General features: G+C 61.8%; 14 protein-coding genes. 8 read left to right on the top strand and 6 right to left on the bottom strand.

Annotated elements, in window-relative coordinates:
- Positions 1 to 104: 104 nt before the first annotated feature.
- From XH87_RS28600 to XH87_RS28570, 7 genes are all read left to right on the top strand, one after another.
- Positions 105 to 1,208 carry a glycosyltransferase family 4 protein gene (locus tag XH87_RS28600; RefSeq protein ID WP_271589813.1) on the top strand — a complete coding sequence of 368 codons (1,104 nt, stop codon included), beginning with the start codon at positions 105 to 107 and terminating at the stop codon, positions 1,206 to 1,208.
- 236 nt (positions 1,209 to 1,444) lie between these two features.
- Positions 1,445 to 2,584: a glycosyltransferase gene (locus XH87_RS28595; protein WP_035700047.1), complete on the top strand. Its 1,140-nt coding sequence runs from the start codon at positions 1,445 to 1,447 to the stop codon at positions 2,582 to 2,584.
- A gap of 109 nt (positions 2,585 to 2,693) precedes the next feature.
- On the top strand, positions 2,694 to 4,025 hold the full coding sequence (locus tag XH87_RS28590; RefSeq protein WP_271589812.1) for a hypothetical protein: 1,332 nt from the start codon (positions 2,694 to 2,696) through the stop codon (positions 4,023 to 4,025).
- A gap of 29 nt (positions 4,026 to 4,054) precedes the next feature.
- The gene (locus tag XH87_RS28585; RefSeq protein WP_271589811.1) at positions 4,055 to 5,329 is read left to right on the top strand and encodes a glycosyltransferase family 4 protein; all 1,275 of its coding nucleotides are present in this window, start codon (positions 4,055 to 4,057) and stop codon (positions 5,327 to 5,329) included.
- Positions 5,326 to 6,717, top strand: a complete 1,392-nt coding sequence (locus XH87_RS28580; RefSeq protein ID WP_271589810.1) for a hypothetical protein — start codon at positions 5,326 to 5,328, stop codon at positions 6,715 to 6,717. The genes XH87_RS28585 and XH87_RS28580 overlap by 4 nt, the downstream gene beginning before the upstream one ends.
- A gap of 528 nt (positions 6,718 to 7,245) precedes the next feature.
- Positions 7,246 to 11,154 (top strand): RHS repeat protein, encoded by a 3,909-nt coding sequence (locus tag XH87_RS28575; protein ID WP_271589809.1) that lies wholly within the window; start codon positions 7,246 to 7,248, stop codon positions 11,152 to 11,154.
- A 253-nt stretch (positions 11,155 to 11,407) separates the two neighbouring features.
- Complete coding sequence (locus tag XH87_RS28570) at positions 11,408 to 12,535, top strand: acyltransferase family protein (RefSeq protein WP_271589808.1); 1,128 nt, start codon at positions 11,408 to 11,410, stop codon at positions 12,533 to 12,535.
- A gap of 26 nt (positions 12,536 to 12,561) precedes the next feature.
- Here XH87_RS28570 and XH87_RS28565 read toward each other — a convergent pair whose 3' ends face one another.
- Positions 12,562 to 13,923 carry a polysaccharide pyruvyl transferase family protein gene (locus XH87_RS28565; RefSeq protein ID WP_271589807.1) on the bottom strand — a complete coding sequence of 454 codons (1,362 nt, stop codon included), beginning with the start codon at positions 13,921 to 13,923 and terminating at the stop codon, positions 12,562 to 12,564.
- A gap of 19 nt (positions 13,924 to 13,942) precedes the next feature.
- Positions 13,943 to 15,400: a lipopolysaccharide biosynthesis protein gene (locus tag XH87_RS28560; RefSeq protein ID WP_271589806.1), complete on the bottom strand. Its 1,458-nt coding sequence runs from the start codon at positions 15,398 to 15,400 to the stop codon at positions 13,943 to 13,945.
- A gap of 240 nt (positions 15,401 to 15,640) precedes the next feature.
- Here XH87_RS28560 and XH87_RS28555 point away from each other — a divergent pair, with 240 nt between their 5' ends.
- The gene (locus XH87_RS28555; protein ID WP_271589805.1) at positions 15,641 to 16,786 is read left to right on the top strand and encodes a glycosyltransferase family 4 protein; all 1,146 of its coding nucleotides are present in this window, start codon (positions 15,641 to 15,643) and stop codon (positions 16,784 to 16,786) included.
- Positions 16,787 to 16,806: 20 nt separating this feature from the next.
- On the opposite strand, the gene XH87_RS28550 is transcribed toward XH87_RS28555, so the two are convergent.
- Genes XH87_RS28550 through XH87_RS28535 form a run of 4 tightly spaced genes read right to left on the bottom strand, consistent with a single transcriptional unit; the run spans position 16,807 to position 21,567 of the window.
- Positions 16,807 to 17,898: an acyltransferase family protein gene (locus XH87_RS28550; protein ID WP_271589804.1), complete on the bottom strand. Its 1,092-nt coding sequence runs from the start codon at positions 17,896 to 17,898 to the stop codon at positions 16,807 to 16,809.
- Positions 17,895 to 19,004 (bottom strand): acyltransferase family protein, encoded by a 1,110-nt coding sequence (locus XH87_RS28545; protein ID WP_271589803.1) that lies wholly within the window; start codon positions 19,002 to 19,004, stop codon positions 17,895 to 17,897. Before XH87_RS28545 ends, XH87_RS28550 begins: the two co-directional genes overlap by 4 nt.
- 6 nt (positions 19,005 to 19,010) lie before the next feature.
- Positions 19,011 to 20,348 (bottom strand): hypothetical protein, encoded by a 1,338-nt coding sequence (locus tag XH87_RS28540; RefSeq protein ID WP_271589802.1) that lies wholly within the window; start codon positions 20,346 to 20,348, stop codon positions 19,011 to 19,013.
- 7 nt (positions 20,349 to 20,355) lie between these two features.
- Positions 20,356 to 21,567 (bottom strand): acyltransferase family protein, encoded by a 1,212-nt coding sequence (locus XH87_RS28535; protein ID WP_271589801.1) that lies wholly within the window; start codon positions 21,565 to 21,567, stop codon positions 20,356 to 20,358.
- Positions 21,568 to 21,839 lie beyond the last annotated feature (272 nt).

The raw sequence follows: 21,839 nt of genomic DNA, 5'->3' as shown, positions 1-21,839 counted from the left end.
ACGTCATATTTCCGTACCCAACGATTGCTCTGTTGGCTCGATCACCGTCTGCCTCACCGAGGCCGACCCCGGCCTGAAGGCCGGTGAACTCCTATGGTAGCCAATTGAAGTTCTTCATCAACGGCCGCTTTCTGTCGCAAAAGCTCACTGGCGTGCAGCGCTATGCCGCTGAAATGGTCAAGGCGATCGACGTGCTGCTGGCGTCGGAACAAACTCCGGCCTCGCTGCGCAACGCAGATTGGCAATTGCTGACCCCTGCGGATGCAAGCGAGGACCTTCATCTCGATCGAATCAAGATTCGCGCTGTCGGCCGGTTGCACGGGCACGCTTGGGATCAGATCGATCTCGCGCGCGCCGCTGCCGGCGGCCGCTTGATCAGTCTGGCCAATTCCGGTCCCGTCTTCCATCGCGACCACGTCGTCGTGATTCACGACGCCCAGGTCTTTCGCAGACCCGACTTCTTCAACTGGCGCTATTTGACCGTTCATCGCACAATGGGGCGGCTGCTCGCCCGCCACGCAGCCATCGCAACAGTGTCGGCATTTTCCCGCCGAGAGCTTGCTGAGGTGCTGAATCTATCGGCATCGCGCATTCCGGTCTTCCCCAACAGCGCCGAACACTTCGCTGCCACGAAGCCCGACCCAAGCATCCTTGTCCGACTCGGCATTCAGCCGCAAAAATTCTTCCTCTTCGTGGGTTCGAAGACCAAGAACAAGAATCTCTCCGTCGCGATCCGCGCGGTCCAGTTGCTCGACCGGGCCGACGTTCCACTGGTCATCGTCGGAGGCGATAACAGCAAGGTCTTTCAGGACAATTCGGGCGAAGGGGTTTCCGGCCTGCTGCTTGCCGGGCGTCTGACGGACAGCGAGATTGCAGCTCTCTATGCACATGCATCGGCGTTCGTGTTTCCCTCGCTCTACGAGGGGTTCGGCGTGCCGCCGCTCGAAGCCATGATCTTCGGTTGTCCGGTCATCGCCTCGACGGCTGACGCCGTCGTGGAGACGTGCGGTGACGCGGCTGCGTATTTTCGCGCCAGCGATGCCGAAGCGCTGAAGCAGCTCCTGCTTGAAAGATTGGCAGCAGGCGCCATCTCCGATCAGGAACGCATGCGTCAGCAGGATCGCGTTGCATTCTATTCGTGGAAGAAATCGGCGAAGGCTTTGCTCGATCATCTCGCGGGGCAGGCGAACGTCGCCAGCGCTGCTTGAAATTTGACGCAACTCGCCTGTGACGCGCAATGGTTTTTGCACAAACGTTTTGCAACTCGCGGCTCCTTGCCTGGTTCCATGAGAACTTTTTCGTTCTGCAACGATCGCGGCGCAACATCACCACATCGCTGCCCCAATATCGCTACGTATTCGAGGAACTGTGCCGCGGTCAGTGAAGTTCAGAACGAGGATCCACGATGTCCGGCCCTCCGACGCAGCCTTATGCAAGACAGACGATGAAAGTGCTGCACGTCGCCGAGACGATCCGTGGCGGGATTGCGAGCTACCTGAACGAGCTGCATCCACAACAACAGGCGAGCTTCGGCGCCGAGAACGTGCACTATGTCGTGCCCTCGGATCATCGTCGCGATCTCGCCGCGGTCGATGACAACCAGATTACGACGTTCGAGCGATCGGGCCGCAGCATAGGCGGGCTATTCCAGATGCTGCGCGCAAGCATGCAAGCGCTGGATGCCTTCAGACCGGACGTGGTGCACCTGCATTCCTCGTTTGCAGGCCTCATGCTTCGGCCCGCGCTGGCGGCCCGCTCGGGCGGACCGCGCGTCGTCTATTGTCCGCACGGCTGGGCGTTTTCGCGCGAGACCGGTCGTCTCAGCCATCTCATGACGAAGGCAGCAGAAAATCTTCTCGCGCGAACATCGGACCGAATCATCTGCATCTCGGGTGACGAATATAACGAGGCGGTCCGCGCGGGAATTCCCGCCGACCGCCTCACCGTCGTCCACAATGGCATCTCGAAGAGCCGCACGCTGCCGCCCGTTGCGGCGGAATGGACTTCCAAGAAGGTCAAGGTCCTGTTCATCGGACGCCTGGACCGGCAGAAGGGCTTTGATCTCCTGATCGAAGCGGCGCGCTCGCTCGAGCATGTCCTCGACGTCCGCATGGTCGGCGCCTCCGTCGTCAACAAATACGAGGGCCCGACCGTCCCCTCCAACGTGTCCCTGCTGGGCTGGCTTGACCGCCCGACCATCGAGACCCAGCTCGAGGCCGCCGATCTCGTCGTAATCCCGTCACGATGGGAAGCCTTTGGCCTCGTTGCCATCGAGGCGATGCGCGCAGCGAAACCCATTCTGGCGTTCCGCAGCGGCGCATTGCCCGAGATCGTCGTCGATGGCGTCACCGGCGTGCTGTGCGAGCCCGTCGCCGTCCAGCCGCTGGTCGATGGTTTCCGGCGAGCACTGGATCTCGATCTCAAGGTGCTGGGGCAGCGCGGCTACGACCGGTTCAAGCAGTTGTATGACGTTCAGAAGACGCATGGACAATTGCAGCAGGTCTACGTCGAGCTCCTTCAGGACGAACGGACACCGATCGCAACGAAGGCGGGGCTGCAATCGGACCTTTCAAAGAATTTCTGATGATCAACATGCACGCTTGCCCTCGCAGATGCCGGAGATCGCGATGGCGATGCACCAGGCCGGGTTTGGTGTCACCGCCGATGTATCGCGCGTGAGCATGGTCTAGACCATGGCACGCCCGCGCACCTTGATTCGCGACAGTGTCCGCCTCGCGGGCTTCATCTCGTCCATTCTTCTGTCGGTCCCTGCCTGCGCTCAGCACGCTCAACCGCTCGATGCCCGATTTCTGCTGGGTGTCGGCACCCATCAGGGGCTGGGCGGGCCGGTGAGCGCGCGTGGCTACGTCCCTGCAGAGAACATCGCCCAGATCAAGCAGCTCGGCCTCAACTCCTTCCGCGACGACTTTCCCTGGTCCGATTTCGAAACGGCAGGACGCCGAATGGGCTTCACACCCAGACTTGGCAGGCTCGAAGCGCAAGTCCGGTCCGGCGTCGCCCGCCCGCTCCTGATCCTCGCGTTCGGCCATCATCTCGTTCCGAATTCCTCGCCGCCGACGACCGATGAGGCGCGGCAGCGGTTCGCCGACTATGCCGCTGCGGCGGCGCAATCGGTCGTGGCGCAGCATCCCCTCTTCGAGCTCTGGAACGAGTGGAACCTGGCGGCCAAGAAAGACGCCGCATTCTCACCGGAGAATTATCTGGCGCTTGCCGAGGCCACACGACCTGCGGTCAAGCGGGTTGCGCCGAATGCGCCTTTCCTGGTTGGAGCGCTCGGTGACGATCCGGGCTGGACATGGACGGAGAAGATGCTGCGGACCGGCGTTCTGCAATATGCCGACGGCGCTTCGATCCATCTCTACAATTTCTGCATGGGCCCGGCCAAACGCACGTCGGCCGAAATCATCGAGCGGCTCACGGCGTTTCACCGGCTCGTCGGCCAGGCGAGCGGGAATCCAGACTTCCCGATCTATGTCACCGAGACCGGCTGGACCACGGCGACCAACAAATGCCGCGTCAGCGAACAGGCCCAGGCCGACAATACGGCACAGCTCATCCTGTGGGCGTCGACCGCGGCACGCTGGCTCAAGGGCATCTGGCTCTATGAGCTCAAGGACAGCGGAAAGAATCCGTCGGAGCTCGAGCACAATTTCGGCCTCTTCCGTTTCGACAATTCGCCAAAACCCGTCGCCTGTGCGACCCAGGGCGCCTGGGCTTTCATTCGTTCCAGCCTGAGCGCCGAGCGACGAGAGCTCGCCAGCGGCGTCGTGTCGATCAATGCATCCACGGCGTCTGGAGCCAGAGTTGCAGTCTGGTCCGAGGCCCCGGACCGACGTTACGAAATCCGGCTCAAGGACGATCAGGAAGGAGCAACTTTTGCGATGCCGTGCGATTCGGCCGCAAGACCGGTGTCCAGGGCCTGGATTCCGGTTTCGAGCACACCGGTTCTTATTGCAGTCAACAACGGTACCATTCCCGCCCTGGAGATACGGCCGGCGCGGTAGGCGTAAATTTGCAAACGCGAGGTTATGCGATGAAAGTTCTTTTGACGTCCACGCTTTATCCGACACCTCAGGCACCAAAGATCGTTGGCGGTGCAGAGATCTTCGCGCGACGTTTCGCCGAAGGCCTGGCGCAGCGCGGAGACGAGGTCGAGGTGATACGGGCCGCATCTGCGCCCCAGCAGGCTCGCGAATCCTGCAACGGCATCGACATCTATTCCGCGCCGGTACAGAACATCTATCTGCCTTTCACCGAGCAGAAGAACGTCGCGCTGCGCAGCATCTGGCACGCGGTCGACGACTGGCAGATGCAGGCGCCCCTGATCGCGGAGCGAGTCCGGGCCTTCAAGCCGGACGTAATGCACTCGAACAATTTGTCCGGTCTCACCACCGCGATCTGGCGCGTTGCCGCCCAGCTCGGCGTCCCGGTGCTCCATACGCTTCACGACTATTATCTGACCTGTCCGCGCTGCTCGCGCTTCGACAAGGGACGCTCCTGCGAGCACACCTGCACGAGCTGCGGAATCCTGAGCTATCATCGCAAGCGCGCCACGCATTGGCTCAGTGCCGTGGTCGGCGTGAGCGAGCGCGTCCTGTCCATTCATACCGACATGGGCATGTTCACCGAGACGCCGATCCGTACCGTGATCCGCAACGCCTCGACCGAGCCGCCACGTGAGCCCTATCCTCGTCCAATCTGCACCAAGGAAGTGACGTTCGGGTTCATCGGTCGCCTCACGGAGGAAAAGGGCATCGACAACCTGATGCGAGCACTTGCCATGCTGCCCCATGATCGCATCCGGATGCTGATTGCCGGTCGCGTCAGCGACGAGGAGCAACGACGCCTCAGGGCGCTCGCTCCGGACGCGCGCATCGAGTTCATGGGCTTCGTGTCACCGGACGATTTCTACAGGCAAGTCGACGTGGTCGTAGCGCCATCCATCTGGCACGACCCCGGTCCACTCGTCGTCGCAGACGCCAAGGCAGCTGGCAGGCCGCTGCTCGGAACGCCCTTTGGCGGCATGCCCGAGGTCATCGAGCACGGCGTCACGGGCTGGCTGACCGAAGCCGATCCGCAATCCCTGGCCGACAGCATGCTCGCAATCGCGGCGGATCCGAACAAGATCGACGAGATCAGCCGGCGCCTCATCGCGGATACCAACAAATGGGTATTTGCCGACGTGTTGTCTTCATACAAGAACCTGTATGAGCAATTGCGCGAGCAACGGATGTCGCGCTTGCACGCAGCAACGGCCGAGGCGCCGCTGGGACGGGCTGTCGGCAAGGGGCGCCTCATTCCGAGATGACACGCCTCTTCGCGATGGCGGGCTACGTCTATCAGAGCGCCGCGGCGATCATCCTGATCTTCGCGATCAGTCATCTGTTGCCTGCCGCCGACTACACCAATTTCTCGCTGGCACTGGCCTCGAGCCAATTGCTCTGCGTCCTGATGTTCGAATGGCTGCAGCTCGCCGGACTGCGCTTTCTGGCGGCAGCGAGGGAGAACGAGGCGGCGCGGCTGAGATGGTCGCTCTTTGCCGCTGGCCTGTCGAGTGCCGGCGCGCTCATCGTGGTCGGCAGCTCCGCATCTCTGGCCAGCGTGCTCCCGACCGGGATCATCGCACTGGGCCTCGGCATTTCCGTGCTCCAGGGCCTGACGGATCTCTATTTCCTGTCGGTCCGTCTGTCCGATCGGCTGGGCATCGCGTCCTTTCTTCTGGCGTTTCGTGCCACCGCCCTTCTGACCGGGGCCGCCGCGGGAGCAGCTATTTCAGGAACGGCCGAGGCGGCGCTGCTCGGCGTTGCCGCCGGCCACGCGCTGGGCCTCCTCGCCGGGCTGGTCGCCTACCGTACCCCCCTGGAGCGCGCTTCGTTGCGGACGATGCTTGCCGACTGGAAGGCTTTCTCCCGCTACGGCATGCTTGCCGCGGGCGCGTCGGTCATCCATTTGTCGGTGCCGGTGCTGCTCCGTTTCATCGTCATCGGCCGGCTGGGTGCGACGGGAGCAGGCGCCGGATTTTCGATCGCGCTCGACCTGCTGCAACGTCCCTTCTGGGTCCTCAATGCGGCGATCCACACCGTGAGCTATCCCGAAGTGGTGAACGATTTCGAGCACGGGACCGGCACAAAATCAGTGCAATCTGCCCGTCGCATGTTCGAGTTCATGATCTGCACGACCCTCGTGCTGCTCGGCGGACTGGTCGGCTTCATTCCAGATGCTGCGCGGATACTGGTGCCGCAGGAGAGCCTGGGTGGATTCCTGGAGACGGCGCCGGCGATCGCCGCCTTCTATTTCCTGCATACCCATTTGCAGGCGACGATCGCGGTTGTCCCGCATCTCGAGAAGCTGGTCACCAGACTGGTCGTCGTCGCGGCCGGCCAGCTCGCCACCGTCGTGGCCCTCGCCCTGGTCGCGGTGTCGGCCGGCCTGTCGCCGCGGGGGGCGGTGAGCTGTGCCTCGCTCGCGACCCTCGCAACGATTCTGGTCGCGCTCGGTCCTACGCTGCGGTTTGAGGCATTCCCGCGCTGGTCATTGGTCATGCAGGCGCTGGTGGCCGCGATCCTGATCGGATCGCTCGGTTCGATGCCGACGGAGCCCACGGCATGGCTCGCCGGCAAGATCGTGTTCGCTGCGTTCGCAACGGCCATCATCGCATGGCGCGGGGACTTTCTCATGCTGGCCCGCCGCAGCTGATCCGCCGCCCTGCAGCCTGAGCCTCAGGTTCCAATACGAAACCAGCCTCCTGTCTCGGCTACCGCAGCGTGTGCGTGCACCATCGCCGGACCTCCACAACCCTCGCGCGCATATCCTACACATTAACCGCCCATAGAAGCGGCATCTGCAAACTTCCCGTGCAGGAAGCACGAACCGCACGATGAGGCCCCCGTTGAATTGCGGAGAGACGCGGAGCCCGACATCGAACTCTGCAAGCGTGCCGCATGTTCCTTCGCAACCCGTCGCATGATCCAACCCACACAGCCTGCGCATCAATTCAGCAGCGCAGATCGTGGAAAATCTTGAAAGCGCCTTCCTCACGCCATCGTGCACCGGCATCGCATCAATATTCTGACTGCAACGCGAGAGGGTCTGTTCCTGCGCAAGGAACTCCATTTCACTCGCGATTTGTAGCTTCGATTTTTATCTGAAATTCACACTCGACAGAGAAGCTTGAACGCAAATCCTGCGAGCAATTTTGCTCGCGCTGAAGAACCCGAGTGTGCAATGTCCGACCAAACCATCCTGTCCGCCAGCGGCTTCATCAACTCCATCGGCGTCAACACGCACGCCGGCTTCGGGTGGACCGGCTACAACAATCTCGCGCTGATGGCCGACGACCTGGAATATCTCGGCGTCACCCGTCTCCGCGACGCAATGGGAACCAGCCCGGCTGCGCAACCTGTGATTGAAGGCCTCGCCGCCGCCGGTTACAAGTTCGACTTCCTCGTTTCGTCCGCCCTGCCCCAGATGGGTACGACCGGACTTCAGAAGTACATCGTCTCGCTCGAGAAGTTCTTGGCGAGTCATCCGGGCAGCATCAGCGCCATCGAGGGTCTCAACGAGGCCAATCACCAGCCGTTCAGCTATAATGGCAGCTCCAGCCTCAGTGCCGCGGCCCAATTCCAGAGCGTGCTCTATCAGGCCGTCAAGGCGGACGCTGCGCGGTCCAGCATTCCCGTCTTCAATCTGTCGCTCGCCTACAACGATCCTCAGGGCTACAGCCAGCTCGGCAACATGTCGGGCTCGGTCGACTTCGCCAATGCGCATGCCTATGTCAGCACCAGTCTGACCACCAATAGCTCGCTTGCCGCCACGTTGAGCGCCGTCTCCACCGCGGCGCCGGGAAAGCCCGTCGTCATCACGGAGACCGGCTACACCACGCAGGCCAACACCCAGTATCTCGGCGTCAACGAGACGGTGCAGGCCAAATCGATCCTGAACACGCTGGTCGATGCCTACAAGGCCGGTGTCGGCGCGACTTATCTCTACGAGTTGTTCGACCGCGACTCCTCCGCCGCCAATACCAACCCGGAAGCGAACTACGGATTGTTCAACTCCGACGGCACGCCCAAGCTCGCCGCGACGGCGATTCACAACCTGACGACCATCCTGGCCGACGACGGCAAGGGCGGCCTGCAGCCGACTGATCCGTTGAACTATACCCTGAGCAACATGCCGGCCTCGGGCCACAGCATGGTGCTCGGCAAGAGCAATGGCGCCTACGAGCTCGTCGTCTGGGCCGAGCCGAAGCTCTGGAACGATGCCACCGATACCGAGGTGTCCAATGCGGCCCAGACGGTGACGGTGAACCTCGGCGCCGTCCATCATACGGTGAAGGTGTACGACACGCTGACGGGGACCACGGCGATCGCCAGCTACACCGACGTCAGCACGATCACCGTTCCGGTCAGCGATCACCCGCTGATCATCGAGGTCGACGCACCTGCGACCACCCCGACGCCCCCGGACACCCGGACCAGCGTCAGCGGCACGGCGGCCGAGATCGTTCCGCAACTGTCCGACCTCAGCACGTCGACGGCGCTGCAGAGCATCACGCTGACGGACTCCCACGTGCTGCCGGTCGCCTCGAAGGCGACGATGGATTACATCATCGCCCATTACGGCAGCGCCCTCTCCAAGATTCAGGGCGGCTATTCGTTCTCGGTGACGAACACGGCCGCGACCTGGATCAACACCAAAACTTACGACGCCAGCGGGGCACTTCTGTCGAAATCGGACACCGGCGTGAATTCGAGCGGGCAGCCGGCCTCGACCACCGTCGCCTACACCGACGGCTCCAAGGACCTGATCAGTTATACCGGCGGTGTGAAGACGAAGTTCGTACATGTCGGCACCGACGCAACCAGGACCACCGACACCTATAACACCGCCGGAACCCTTCTGAGCGAAGTCGTCCAGAAGTCCGACGGCTATTACTCCACCACGCTCTACACGAGCGGCGTAAAGACCGCCGCCTACGTCAAGAATGCGGACGGCTCGCAGGACAACTATACGTACGGCATCACGGGCAAGAGCTTCACCACTCAGGTTCAGCACCTCGATGCCTCCGGGAAGGTCACCTCGGTGACCCGCAGCCATGCCGACGGCTCGCTGGATTCGACGCAGGTCTACAACAGCGACGGCAGCAGCGTCATCACCACCTATAGCGCCACCGGCGTCAAGCTGGTCGAGACCACCTATCATGCCGATCACGGCAAGGACGTCTGGACCTACAACATCGCGGGCCAGACCTACGCGACCGAGCACGACGTCTACGACACCACCGGCTTCCTCACCAGCCTGACGCGCCTGCACAGCGACGGCAGCCCGGCCTTCAAGCTGGTTCAGACGCCTGACGGCACCAAGACGACGGATTGGTACAATGCCGCCGGCAGCCTCACCAGCGAGGTGGTGCAGAAGGCGGACGGCTACACCTCGACCACGCTCTACAGCAACGGCGTCAAAACCAACGCCTATGTGAAGAATGCCGACGGCAGCCAGGACAATTATGCCTATGGCATCACCGGCCAGAGCTACACCACGCTGATCCAGCACGTCGATCCGTCGGGCAAGGTCACGGCCGTCACCCGCAAGCATGCCGACGGCACGCTCGACTATACGCAGGTCATCAACGCCGACGGCAGCAGCGTCGTCACCAACTATGATGCTGCCGGAACGCGGACCAAGGAGACAGACTATCACGCCGACGGCAGCAAGGACCTCTTCCTGTTCAACATCACCGGCGAGAACTACACGACCGAGCACGACATCTACGATGCGACGGGCTTCCTCACCACGCTGATCCGCAAGCACGCCGACGGCAGCATGGCGTTCAAGCTGGTGCAGAGCAGCGATGGGACCAAGACGACGGATTGGTATGACGCGAGCGGCGTGCTCACCAGCGAGGTCGTCCAGAAGCCGAGCGGTTACAGCTCGACCACGGTGTACGCCAATGGCGTGAAGACCGCGGCTTACATCACCAACGCGGACATGAGTCACGACAACTACAGCTACAACATCACCGGCCAGAGCTATGCCACGCAGTACCAGCACCTCGATCCATCCGGCCAGACGACCGAGGTGATCCGCTGGCATGCCGACAACTCGCTCGACTACACCCAGGTCGTCAACAGCGACGGCGGCAACGTCGTCACCAACTACGATGCGTCGGGCGTCAAGAAGACGGAAACCGACTACCACGCCGACGGGTCGAAGGACGTGTTCCAGTTCAACATCGTGGGCCAGACCTACACCAACGAGCACGACACCTACGATACGACAGGCTTCCTCACCCACATCGTGCGCACCCACGCCGACGACAGCCTGGCATTCACGCTGGTGCAGAGCGCCGACGGCACCAAGACCTCCGATTGGTATGACGCAAAGGGTGTCATCACCAGCGAGGTGACGACCAAGAGCGATGGTTACAACTCGACGACCGTCTACACCGGCGGCGTGAAGACCGCCGCCTACATCAAGAACGCCGACGGCACGTCGGACAACTGGAATTACAACGTCACCGGGCAGTCCTACACGACCCAGCATCAGCACCTCGATGCCTCGGGCAAGCTTGTCGAGCTCACCCGGACCCATGCCGACGGCACGCTGGACTATACCCAGGTCGTCCACGACGACGGCAGCAAGCTGACCGACATCTACAACAGCGTCGGCAACAAGACCCAGGAGATTGCCAACAACGTCGACGGCACGAAGGACGTCTTCCTGTTCAACTTCAACGGACAGACCGGCACAACCCAGCACGAGAACTACAACACCGCCAATGCACTGCAGTTCATCGACCAGACCAAGACCGACGGCACCCACAACGTCACGGCCGTCGCTGCCGGCGTGACGATCCACGGGGGGGCCGGCAACGACGTGTTCTCGGCCGCGCCAAACTCGACCACCATCGCCTACGATCATGGCCAGGACCAGATTCTCAACTTCCAGGCCGGCGACGGCACGACTCACGACGTGGTCCAGATCTCGAAGCTGCTCGCCGCGGACTACAGTCACCTCCAGATCACACAGTCCGGCACCAACGCGCTCATCACGTTCTCGGCCAACGACACGATCCTGCTGAAGAACGTCTATGTCAGCAGCCTGACGAGCCACGACTTCCTGTTCGTCTGAACGCGGCGAACTGCTGCGCAGACGCGCGCCAACATTGTCGGGGACCGGGACCATGCAGGGTCCTGGCCCTCGTACGTTTGATGGGCGCCTGCCTCATCGATGAGCAGGCAGCTGACTGCCATCAGCAATTGAATGGGTGCCATGAATTCCGGCGGACAGGCGCGATTGCGCCGTATCGGCCGGCGCGCTTGCGAACTTGCGTCACAATTCGACTCTAGAACGGAGAAGAACCGCGCAAGGACGCCGAGGCCCGATGGAAGCCAGTGAAGCAAGACGTTTTGTCGTTCTCGACTTCTACCGCTTCGTCGCCGCGCTCGGGGTCTTCATCTTCCACCTGAAGCTGATCGGCCCCGGCATTTCGCCGGTCTGGAACGGATCCTTTGGCCTGTTCGTGGACATGTTCTTCATCCTGTCCGGCTTCGTGATCTCCTATTCCTATCCGGCCGACGCGCGCGGCGTTCGCGCCTATTCCCGGTTCATGATCCGCCGTATCGCGCGGATCTATCCGCTGCACCTGCTGAGCTTGCTCGTCTTCGTGGTGCTGATCGGCGTCGGCCTCGAGCGCACCGCGCGATCAACCTCGCTGGACTTCCTGTATAACCTCCTGCTGCTCCAGGCCTGGGGCGTCGCCGATCATCTCAGCTTCAACTCGCCGTCGTGGTCGATCAGCGCGGAATTCTTCTGCTATCTGATCTTTCCGCTGCTGATGCTGCTCGCACGCAAGGTCCAGCCAGTCGTGCTCGGCGCCATCGTGGCGGCGCTCTATCTGGTCCTTGCCCACGGCCATTTGCCGATCTGGCAGGAACGGTCGCAGATGTACGGCGCCAATTTCGACTACGGCATGCTCCGCGCGCTGCCGAGCTTCCTGAACGGCATCCTGCTCGCCATTCTGTTCCGGATGTCCCGTCCCTACCGGCACAAGAGCGTGGTGTTCGCCGGCATCGGCATGTTCGGCCTTTCCGTGCTCGTCCTCAACGTCTTCGCCAAGCCGGATCTGGCCATTCTGCTGTTCTCCTGCGCCATCCTGCTCACCGCGGTCGGCGAAAGCGCCTTCCAGGCGTTTCCGGGCGCGCGCCTGCTTGGACGACTCGGGAACACCTCATACGCGATCTACATGCTGCACGATGCCGTCCTCATTGCGGTGTTCAAGCCGTTGTGGACCTGGCTCGGACTGCGCCCGGATCAATTTGGCCTGTTCGCCCTGGCGTGCTGTGCGGTCCTCACCATCCTCGCGGACCGCACCTACGCCTATTTCGAAAATCCCGCGCGCCGGCTCATCAACCGCTGGGCTGACACATGCGTCACGTCCCCGCGCAGGGCTCAGACGGTCGCAGCCGAAACATCCATGCGCTTTGACAACACCGAGCGGGCGGTCAACTGACGCCCTGCCGATCACGAGGAAGGCGTTCAGGCGACCTTGCCGTCAACCTCCGGTGCCATCCGCATCGCGCCATCGTCCAGCAGCGGTGCGATGTTGGCACGCGACAGCTCCATGACGGCCGGTAGCGCTTGGCGTACCTGCTCGCCGGCGGATTCGTGCGCACCGAGGAAGTGCAGCACAAACTTCTCGAAGCTGTCCCCGACGAGGAACTGGGCCGGCGAAAGCAACAGCGACTCGCTGATGCCGAAGTGCGCGAACAGGCCCTGGAACTTGTCCTGGTAGGTAATCGCCGCGACCGGCGTTCCCTGCCCGAGCGCCGCAATCGCCAGATGCATGCGGCCGGTGATCACGCCGTCGACCAGACCAACAACGGCCTTGATCTCGCTCGCCGACAGCATCTGCTTGACATGGTGCACGTGCTCGCCGAGCGCGGGCTCGAGGCGGTCGGCCAGCGGCCGAAGGCAATTGTCGTCGGCGATCTCGGGCCGGTAGTCATGCGCGAGCAACAGCCAGCTTGCATTGTGCTCGCGGGACAGCCGCGCCATGGCGGCCGCCGCAAGCTCGATCATTTTCCGCAGCTTGGCCGGCTCCGGCTTCTTGAACAGCATCGGGTGCATGTTGAAGACGAAGACCTTGCGCCCCTGCTCGCGCTGTCGCGCGACCGCAGCCGCGATTTCCTTCACGGCGGCGGTATCCGCTCGCGGCGTCAGCATGAAGGCGGCATCGGCGACGAGACGTGCGCGTTTCCGGGCGAAATCGTCGAAGCGCTGAAGGGATATCGAATCGCGCAGGTTCAAGGCCACACCCGGACCCAGCAGCCGGAACACCTCGCGCAGTGCCTTCGCCGGGCGGGAGTTGAAACTGAAGCCCAGCACGCTGACCTTGGCGCCGAACGCCGCCATCAGGTCGGCAACGAGCAGCATGCGCGCGGCATCCACCGGAGAATAGTAGCCGTCGAGCACGTCGGCGCCCAGAACCAGCCCGAAATCCGGTCTGGTCAGAGACAGCTCCTGTGCCACCGTCTCATAGGAAAACGGCTGCTTCCAGAGTTCGAGCGGCTTGAAGCCCATGGCGCGCACGTCCGCGCTGGCCGTGGCGGTGGCGGTGACGATATGGATCTCGAGATTCGGATAGGCCCGCTTCATCTCTCCGGCAGCCGCTTCGATCATGGCCTCATCGCCACGCGACTGATGAATGCTCCAGGGATCGGAGGGAAGCACCACGAGCCGGCGCGGATCGTTGCGCGGTGCGGCGTTGACGCCGACATCCTTCCGCGCGATCTGCCACCTGCGCAACTCCAGCAGATCGAGCGCAAAGGGCGTATTCTTGGCGCTGTTGAGCCAACCCCGAAGCTGCCTGCGCACGGGTACGGGAATCAATTGCTTCACGTCGTCCTCCTCGTCTTCATCAGGCGGCCGCACCGCGCTTCACGACGAAATCAATCAGCGAGAAGAGCTGCTTCCGCCAGAACAGCAGGATGCTCGTCAGATAAGTCGCTCCAAAGCAGGACGACAGCAGCCCAATCCGCAAGTAGGGGTTCATGCCCGGCGTCGCCTCCCGGCACAGGACAACCGCGCCGTAGGCCAGGACGATGGCGCAAAGGCAACCCGCGATGGGACGCAGAAACTGCCCCCAGCTCAAGCCCAGCAGTCGGAGCGCCAGCGCAAACGTCACGGGCGTCACCACGAGCTGCGCGAACGCGAAGATCATCGCCAACTGGCCGATGTCGCGCGACGGAAGCAGGAACATTGCGGGCACGACCGCACAGAATTTGAGGATATTCAGTGAAAAGACGTAGTTCGGCTTGCCGAGCGCGCCGAAATAGGCGCTGTTGACGAATTGCACCGTCTGGACAGCGCCGATCAGCATCAGCGGCCTCATCACCGCATCGCTGCCGCTCCACTTCGCGCCGAACAGCAGCAGGGAGAATTCCGGCGCGATCGCCGCAAGAAGCACGAAGACCGGCGAGCCGATCAGCGCGCCGAGACTGACACTGCGCAGATAGGCGCCAGCGATCCGGTCTCGCTCGTGCGCGATTTTGGACAATGCGCTCAGCGCAACGTCCATGACCGCCTGTGTGAGCAGCTGCATCAGGATGATATAGACCCGCGCCCCCACCGTGTAGATGCCGAGAGCGGCGACGCCGTAGAGCGACAGGATGATCATGTCGATCGTGCGGACGATGGCGAAGTCCAGCAACCGGTTCAGCATGACGTGGATGCTGTAGCTTGAGAGCTCGCGAAAGCTCGTCAGATCGTACCCACGCATCGGCAGCCATCGCGGCTGGCTCCAGAGCCACAGGCCGCTGATCGCGCTCTGAACGACCACCTGGATCACGAGGCTGAGGGCGCCAAAGCCGGAATAGGCGCAGGCTATCCCCACGACGCCGGAGACGGCCGTTGCCACCATGGTCCTGACCGCGAGCACGCGAAAATCCATCTGGCGCTTGTAGAGTGCCTCCTGGAACAGGGTGGCAGTGCCGATCGGAAGAGAGAGAGAGGCGGCCGTCAACAGCGGCGCGAGCCCCTTGACGTCGAGCCAATGCTCGATATGCGTCGCGAGCAGAGCGATCAGGGCAGCAAGGAGCGCCGAAGCTGCAAACGAGCAGAAAAAGGGCAGCGTCACATCGGCGGGTTCGAGCGTCCGCCGCTGGATCAACGCATCGCCGAAGCCGAATTCCGCGATCGAGCTCAAGAGCAAGAGGATGAAGGCGACCAGCGCCGCAAGACCGAAATCCGCGGGATCGAGCAGCCGCGCCAGCACCAGGAACAGCACGAACGACAACGCACGGCCGCCCCAATTCTGTGCGAGCGACCAAAACAGCGCCACTACGACCTGATGTTGCTTGCCCCGAACGACGTTCATCAACAATTCGACCCAATTCCGACAGATCCAACCACAATCTCAAACGAGACCGCGCGGTGAGCGATGACGACACGCGATCACCTGTCTCCGCTCACAACGGCGACCGATTGCTCGCGACAATACGACGGAGTGATGGCAATCAGATGATCGCCATCACGATTCGATTTAGAGTGGAAGTGAGTTCAAATCGTGGACTACACTTCCTCAGTCTCTGCGATGTGATGCAAAATGGATGCCTTGATGAATTCGTCCGCCCCGCGTTCGTTCACTAACTCCAGACGCCTGCGTGTGGCGATCTACGCACCGCATTTTGCGGAATATTCCTACCGTCTCGCCTCGGGATTGGCTCGCCATTGCGACGTCCGGCTGGTGCTCAACCGCAAAGATGCCAACCAGCAATGGGAACTGGCCGATATTGCCGTGACGGCTCCATTCGAGACGAGAGTACGCGACCTGAGCCTGCGCCGCGGCGGCGCGATCGGCATCCCAGCCTCCTTCCTGGACATAATTTCGTTTCGCCCCGACGTGATTCATTGTCACGAAGTTCCGGAAATCTACACGTCCAGGCTGATCCAACTCCTTCGTCCACTCGGCATTCCCCTGGTGTTGACCGTTCATGATGCGATTCCGCATTCGGAAGGCGGCTCCGGTACTTCGCCACGCGAAGATGGTTGGCGCGGACGCATGCGCGCAGCCGCGTCGATCGTCACGACGCACGGAGAGAGCTGCATTGCCGATTTTCGCCGTGCCTCGCCCGACTTCAGGGGCGAGACGGTCTCCAGCATGCACGGCGTGCTCATGGTTCCACCGGCCGGTGGCGCGATGACTGCGCCCGAAGCCGCACGCATCCTTTTCTTTGGACGGATGTGGGCTTACAAGGGCCTGGACGTCTTCATCGACGCGATCGACATGTTGGCCCGGCGCGGTGTCGCGCACGAGGCGATCGTTGCCGGGCGCGGCCCCGAGATGACGCGGCTCGGAGCGCGCATGGAGGCGATGCCGACGGTCAAGACCATCAACGCATACATTTCGCCCGCGGATACCGGGCAGCTGTTTCAATCCGCCACCGTGGTCGCCTTGCCTTATAAGGATGCAACACAGAGCGGCGTGCTCGCATCCGCTTACGGCAATTCTCGTCCCGTCGTCGCCAGCGCCACCGGCGGCATTCCCGACGTGGTGACGGACGGCGTGAACGGCCTCCTGGTTCCTCCCGGCGATGTCACTGCATTGGCCGATGCACTCGAACGCGTGCTGACCTCGAAGCCGCTTGCCGCGACGCTGACCGACGGCGCGCGGCAAACCGCGACCGGCATCTTGAACTGGGATCGCATCGCCGAGGGATTGCTGGGCTCCTATCGCAAGCTCGCCGGCCGTACCGTGAGCTGATACGACGGGCAGATGGTCTCTCAGACCGATTGCCCGATCTTCAGCGGTCGAAAGACCATGCCGCGGATCGCGCCGTCCAACAGGCGCCGCAGCCTCACCTCGATCAGCTCATGGCTGATCGCGCTCGCAACCAATGACATCACCAGCCCGAGCCCGATGAAGGCGGCCCACAGCAGCCATCGATCGACACCGACGGCGACCAGCTTCAGGCCGATCACCTGCAAGGGGAAGAGCACGAAGGGATGCACGAGATAGAGGCTGTAGCTGATCTTGCCGACATATTGCAGGGCCGGCGCGCTCAGAGCCTTGCCGAGGCCGGACCCCGGAGCAAGCACCATGCCGAACAGCAGGAAGCCGGGAACGAGCCCCACGAACGGGTGAAACAACACCAGACTCGCATACATGGCTGCTCCGCAAGCAAGGCCTGCGATCAAGCCGAGACGCCCGGGAATCGAGATGCGAAAGCCGGTGGCGCTGAACAGCATGCCGATGCAGAAGAAGGCCGTGATCGGCCAATGCAGCAGGCAGGCGACGCCCAGAAGGATAAGCGGCGCGGCCAGCATCTTGCCACCAACGCGCAGCATCGAAAACGTCGCTGCGAACCAGATGTAGAACGCCCATTCGTAGGTCAACGTCCAGGCATTCTGCTGGGCAATGGGCAAACCAAGCGCATCCTGCACGAAGAACAGATTGGCTGCGAAGATTGTGAGATAGCTCGTCAGATCGATCCCACGGAAGAACTTGTAGGCCACGATCGGACCGATCGCGAACAGCGCGATATGCAGGACGACGAACACCGGCATGATGCGCAGGACGCGATCGAAGAAGAACCGCGGCAGCGATCCATGCCGCACCAGGCTGGCCGGGATCAGGAAGCCGCTGATCATGAAGAACAGCTCGACGCCATGCCCGCCGACATTGATCACCGATTGCAGCCAGGGCCAGAGCGGCGGCAGGAACCCCGGATTCGCAATGTCGTACATGCCGCCCTTCGGCATGTCGTAGAAATGATCCATCAGCACGCTGAGCGCCGCAATGCCGCGAAGCCCCTGCACCGACGGAACGAACGACCCGTCGTAGGCGCCCCCCTGGTGGTGCGGAACCCCGGTCACTCTGCGGCGCCTTGCGTACTGAGGGCAGGCTCGAGAACCACCTTCTTGCGCCGCGCCGAGCGGAAACGGTGCCCAAAGGCAATGCTGGGTTTCTCGACGAACGTAAACGTCATCCAGCTGACGAGAAGCGACAGAGCCAGGATCACAGCCAGGAAGATCGACCATCCGAGCGGCCCATCGCCGAACCAGACGAGGCGATGGACCAAGACGATCGCGAACGGCGACATCAGATAGACCGAGTAGCTGATGACGCCAACGAACGCCATCGGGCGCCAGGCCATTCTCTCGCCGAACACGGCGAAGCCGATGAAGACCAGCGCCGCGCAGACATAGGCAGATCCTATCGAATAGCTATGGAAGAAATTCTCGTGATACACGCCTCCGAACCGCCGGTCGGACAGGGTGATGGCGAAGATCGTATAGAGGAACGTGCAGCCGAGCACATGGGTCCATCGCAGCTTTCCGCCGATGACGGTGTCGCGGATGATCTTGCCCAGGAACATGGCCGACAGGTTCAGCCCGACCTCCATCACCGAGGAGACGGTCCTGTTCTCCACCAGCAGCGCAGCGGTGGTCCCGATCAGCGCGGCGGCAACGACGATCGTCACCGCCGTGAAGCGCTGGTTCAGCAATCCCAGCGCAAAGAGGATGGTGCACCCGACGTAGAACAGCAGCTCGATCGCCAGCGTCCAGTAGAACACCCACAGGTTCGGGACGTTCACGAAGGTCTGCAACATCGTCACGTTGGCGGCGACCTGCCCCAGCGGATAGACCTTCGACTCCAGCAGCTGCATCGTCACCAGCCCGACCACGAGCGAGGTCCAGTAGGCCGGGTAGAGCCGGAAGAAGCGACTGATCGCAAAGTCCCGCCCCGGTGTGGCGCTGTCCGGAAAGCTGAACGGAATGACGAAGCCGCTGACGAAGAAGAACAGCACGACGCCGAACCGGCCGAAGTTCATGTAGTAGCCGAACACATCGTGGATCGGCCAGTAGAAGGCGCCCGTCGGGTGCTTCTCCACGATGATCTCGAGCACATGCTGGACCAGGACGGACAACACGGCAATGCCGCGGAGCGTATCGATGAAAGCGAGCCGTTTATGCATCATTCGTTCTCACCTGCTTCCGCTCGCCGCCGGTAGATCCGGGCGGAATCCTTCCAATGACGGCATCGGCGGCCGCATGACAACTGGCACGGTCTCCCCCGCCCGTGCGGAGGTCGCACGGCGAGAGAACACTTCGCTGAAGCTCAACGCGATGATCAGCAGGCCTGACGCCGGGCCGTAGTTCAACACCGTGATGGTGAACAGGTTGACGACGAAGATCAGCGTCAGCTTGTAGACGTCGGTCGCTCCGAACGTCGCCCGGAACACCATCACCATGAAGGCCACGAACGGAAGACCGAACATCAGGTAGGTCCCGATGTAGAAATTGTCGACCGGCACCCAGAAATGTGCCAGCGGCGAGAACAGTTTCTGCGGATAGTTGAAGCAGCCCGCGCCGCAGCCGGTGATGAGACCTATCGGCATCAGCTGGTTCATGTAGACGAACGGCAGCTGCCAGCTGTTGTTGATGCGATCGACGATGCTGAACAGCGTCGAATGCGGCACGGCAGCGGTGCCGGACGCGACCACAATCATGAAGAAGGGCACAAAGATCGCGGCAAACGACCAAAGCGCGATGGTCCGAATGGCGGGAAAACGCGACTTCTCGGGCAGCATCCGAACGAGTACCAGCAGGAGCAAATACAGCACGAGGACGATCATGGTCGTCTTGCTCGTGGTCAGCTTGATGGCATAGATCGCGATGGAACCGAACAGGATGCACCACGTCGTGCTCATGCGAATGGACGTGATCGCGAACGAGATCAAGATGAAGAAGGCCGCCATCGTGCTCTCGGCGGCGAAACCTGTCAGACGTTGATCGTCGCCGCCATAGGCCCACCAGAGACGGCCAGCCTCGCGAACTGCGCCGAAGGACTCATATTTGTAGCCCACCCAAGGCATGAGGTAGAACTTCGTTAGAAAAACGCCGACCAGCGAGAGATAGAAGGTCGTGGAGATGACCGACAGTAGCTTCCGGTACCCGCCCAAACTCGAATCACAGAAGCAGAAACCGACGAAGACCGGCAGCATCATCTTGAACGACGACATCGCGGCGTTGACCGTTCCCAGCATGAAGTAGCCGAGCACCAGCGACAGCATGATCTGCACCAGGACGACGGCGGCCATGATGCTGCGATTGCGCAAGATGCAATGGATGACGAACTGCACCAGACACAGAAGTGCAATGCCATCGGGCACGAACCAGAGCGCATCAAGATGCAAGATGCTGGTGTAATAGCGCATCACACCACCGAAAGCGTCCCGAACCAAGTAAGCCGCGAGCGCGATCGCCTCGATGTTGAGGCTGACCACCGTCATCCGGGAGCGCTGCAACGTAAGAGACGTCACGTCTGCCTCAATTCGTCAGTTGCGCCGACGGCGCATGAGAGGAACCGAATCCCGACCGGCCTCCAAGCAGATTTCGCAGCAGCCTGCTTCCTGGAATTTCGACGTAGAGGTAAGTCAGGTTGGCGACTGCCAGCACCGCAGCCAATGAAACAATGAGGTTTAGCGTAGAGGGCAATCCCGCCCAGATCCGATCCAATGCCGCAATCGGCCCTGCTCCGAGCGCCCTCACGGCGTACTCGGCAAACAGAACTACCAGCGCATGAACCATATAGATGGAGTACGAACGGCGCCCGAGCCAAACGAGAGGCTTGGCGGCCAGAATACGGGGTAACGGCAGCGCATTGGGAAAGGCCAGCAGACTACCGAGGAAGATCGCAAAGGTCACGGGCGCAAGGATGGTTGACGCAGGATTGGCCTCTGCCAACGACACCAGGGCGATACTGGCGATCATGGCGACGAATTGCAGCACACCTTCGACCGCCCGACCCGGCTTGACCGGCAGCCGGTCGACGATCCTGACCGTGAGCACACCCAGAAAGAAGCTCACGAAACAGCGCAGAATGCCAAACTCGGTTTGCAGCTCGAGGCTCCTCTTGCCGAGCACGAAGATGATGACGACCAGACTTCCGACCGCGAGCGCGCCGCAGAGCACGTAGAACCACAGCAACGAGCGCATGCGCTGGGCAAGGAGCACGATCAGGCCGAACACCAGATAGGTGTAGAACTCGACGCTGATGCTCCAGCTCGGCCCATTCCAGCTGAGATAGTCGATGAACCCCATCGAATGCAGCAGCAGGACGTTGAGAAAGAAGGAATAGGCGTTGTTCACCTCGAACGCCGCCGGCGCGGCGACGACGACGCCCGCCATGACCAGGCTGATGCGCAGAAGGCGAAACAACAGATTTGCCATCAGCATGACGATGTGCAGCGGATAGACCCTCGCCAGCCGCCGAACCATGAACTCGCGCAGCGAGAAGCGCCCGAAGTCGCTCTCGACGTAGCTGAGCGACATGACCATCCCGCTGAGAACGAAGAACAAATCGACCAGCAGCCAAGCGCTTCTGAAGAACGAGCAGTTGATCCACGCATTGTGCGGGAACGCCGCAAGAAAAGTCGGCATCAGCAGGAGATGGTGAATCACCACCGAAGTCGCGGCAATCCCCCGGATGCTGTCGAGCGGCAGGACATGCGTCTTCTCACGATGAACCAACTCCGTCACATCAGCATTCCATAGCTATTGCACCGCAGCAGTGTGTATCAGGTCTCGGGCATGTTCAATCTCTGCGATCGCGGACTCGCACTCGATGCATGACAACCGACGATTCTTTCAATGCTCGCAGATCATTCGGACATGCGAGCGCCAACTTCATGCCATTTTTTGTTTGAGGCCCGCGTGCTTCGGGCGCAAATGTCATCAGCTGTGATGATTGCGAGTGTTTGCGTGGAAAGTGTGCGCGAAATTCGGCGCTGTTGCGATGGAGGCCAGTGCTG

Origin of the sequence: Bradyrhizobium sp. CCBAU 53415, from assembly GCF_028128735.1 — a bacterium.
GTDB lineage: Bacteria > Pseudomonadota > Alphaproteobacteria > Rhizobiales > Xanthobacteraceae > Bradyrhizobium.
The sequence above is the reverse complement of the archived record's forward strand: the minus strand, read 5'-3'. Positions and strand labels throughout refer to the sequence as shown.

Bases quoted from the DNA above. Each gene is read 5' to 3' on its own strand.
- XH87_RS28595 (WP_035700047.1), top strand. From the start codon at position 1,445: ATGAAAGTGCTGCACGTCGCCGAGACGATCCGTGGCGGGATTGCGAGC.
- XH87_RS28590 (WP_271589812.1), top strand. From the start codon at position 2,694: ATGGCACGCCCGCGCACCTTGATTCGCGACAGTGTCCGCCTCGCGGGC.
- XH87_RS28585 (WP_271589811.1), top strand. From the start codon at position 4,055: ATGAAAGTTCTTTTGACGTCCACGCTTTATCCGACACCTCAGGCACCA.
- XH87_RS28580 (WP_271589810.1), top strand. From the start codon at position 5,326: ATGACACGCCTCTTCGCGATGGCGGGCTACGTCTATCAGAGCGCCGCG.
- XH87_RS28575 (WP_271589809.1), top strand. From the start codon at position 7,246: ATGTCCGACCAAACCATCCTGTCCGCCAGCGGCTTCATCAACTCCATC.
- XH87_RS28570 (WP_271589808.1), top strand. From the start codon at position 11,408: ATGGAAGCCAGTGAAGCAAGACGTTTTGTCGTTCTCGACTTCTACCGC.
- XH87_RS28560 (WP_271589806.1), bottom strand. From the start codon at position 15,400: ATGAACGTCGTTCGGGGCAAGCAACATCAGGTCGTAGTGGCGCTGTTT.
- XH87_RS28555 (WP_271589805.1), top strand. From the start codon at position 15,641: ATGAATTCGTCCGCCCCGCGTTCGTTCACTAACTCCAGACGCCTGCGT.
- XH87_RS28545 (WP_271589803.1), bottom strand. From the start codon at position 19,004: ATGATGCATAAACGGCTCGCTTTCATCGATACGCTCCGCGGCATTGCC.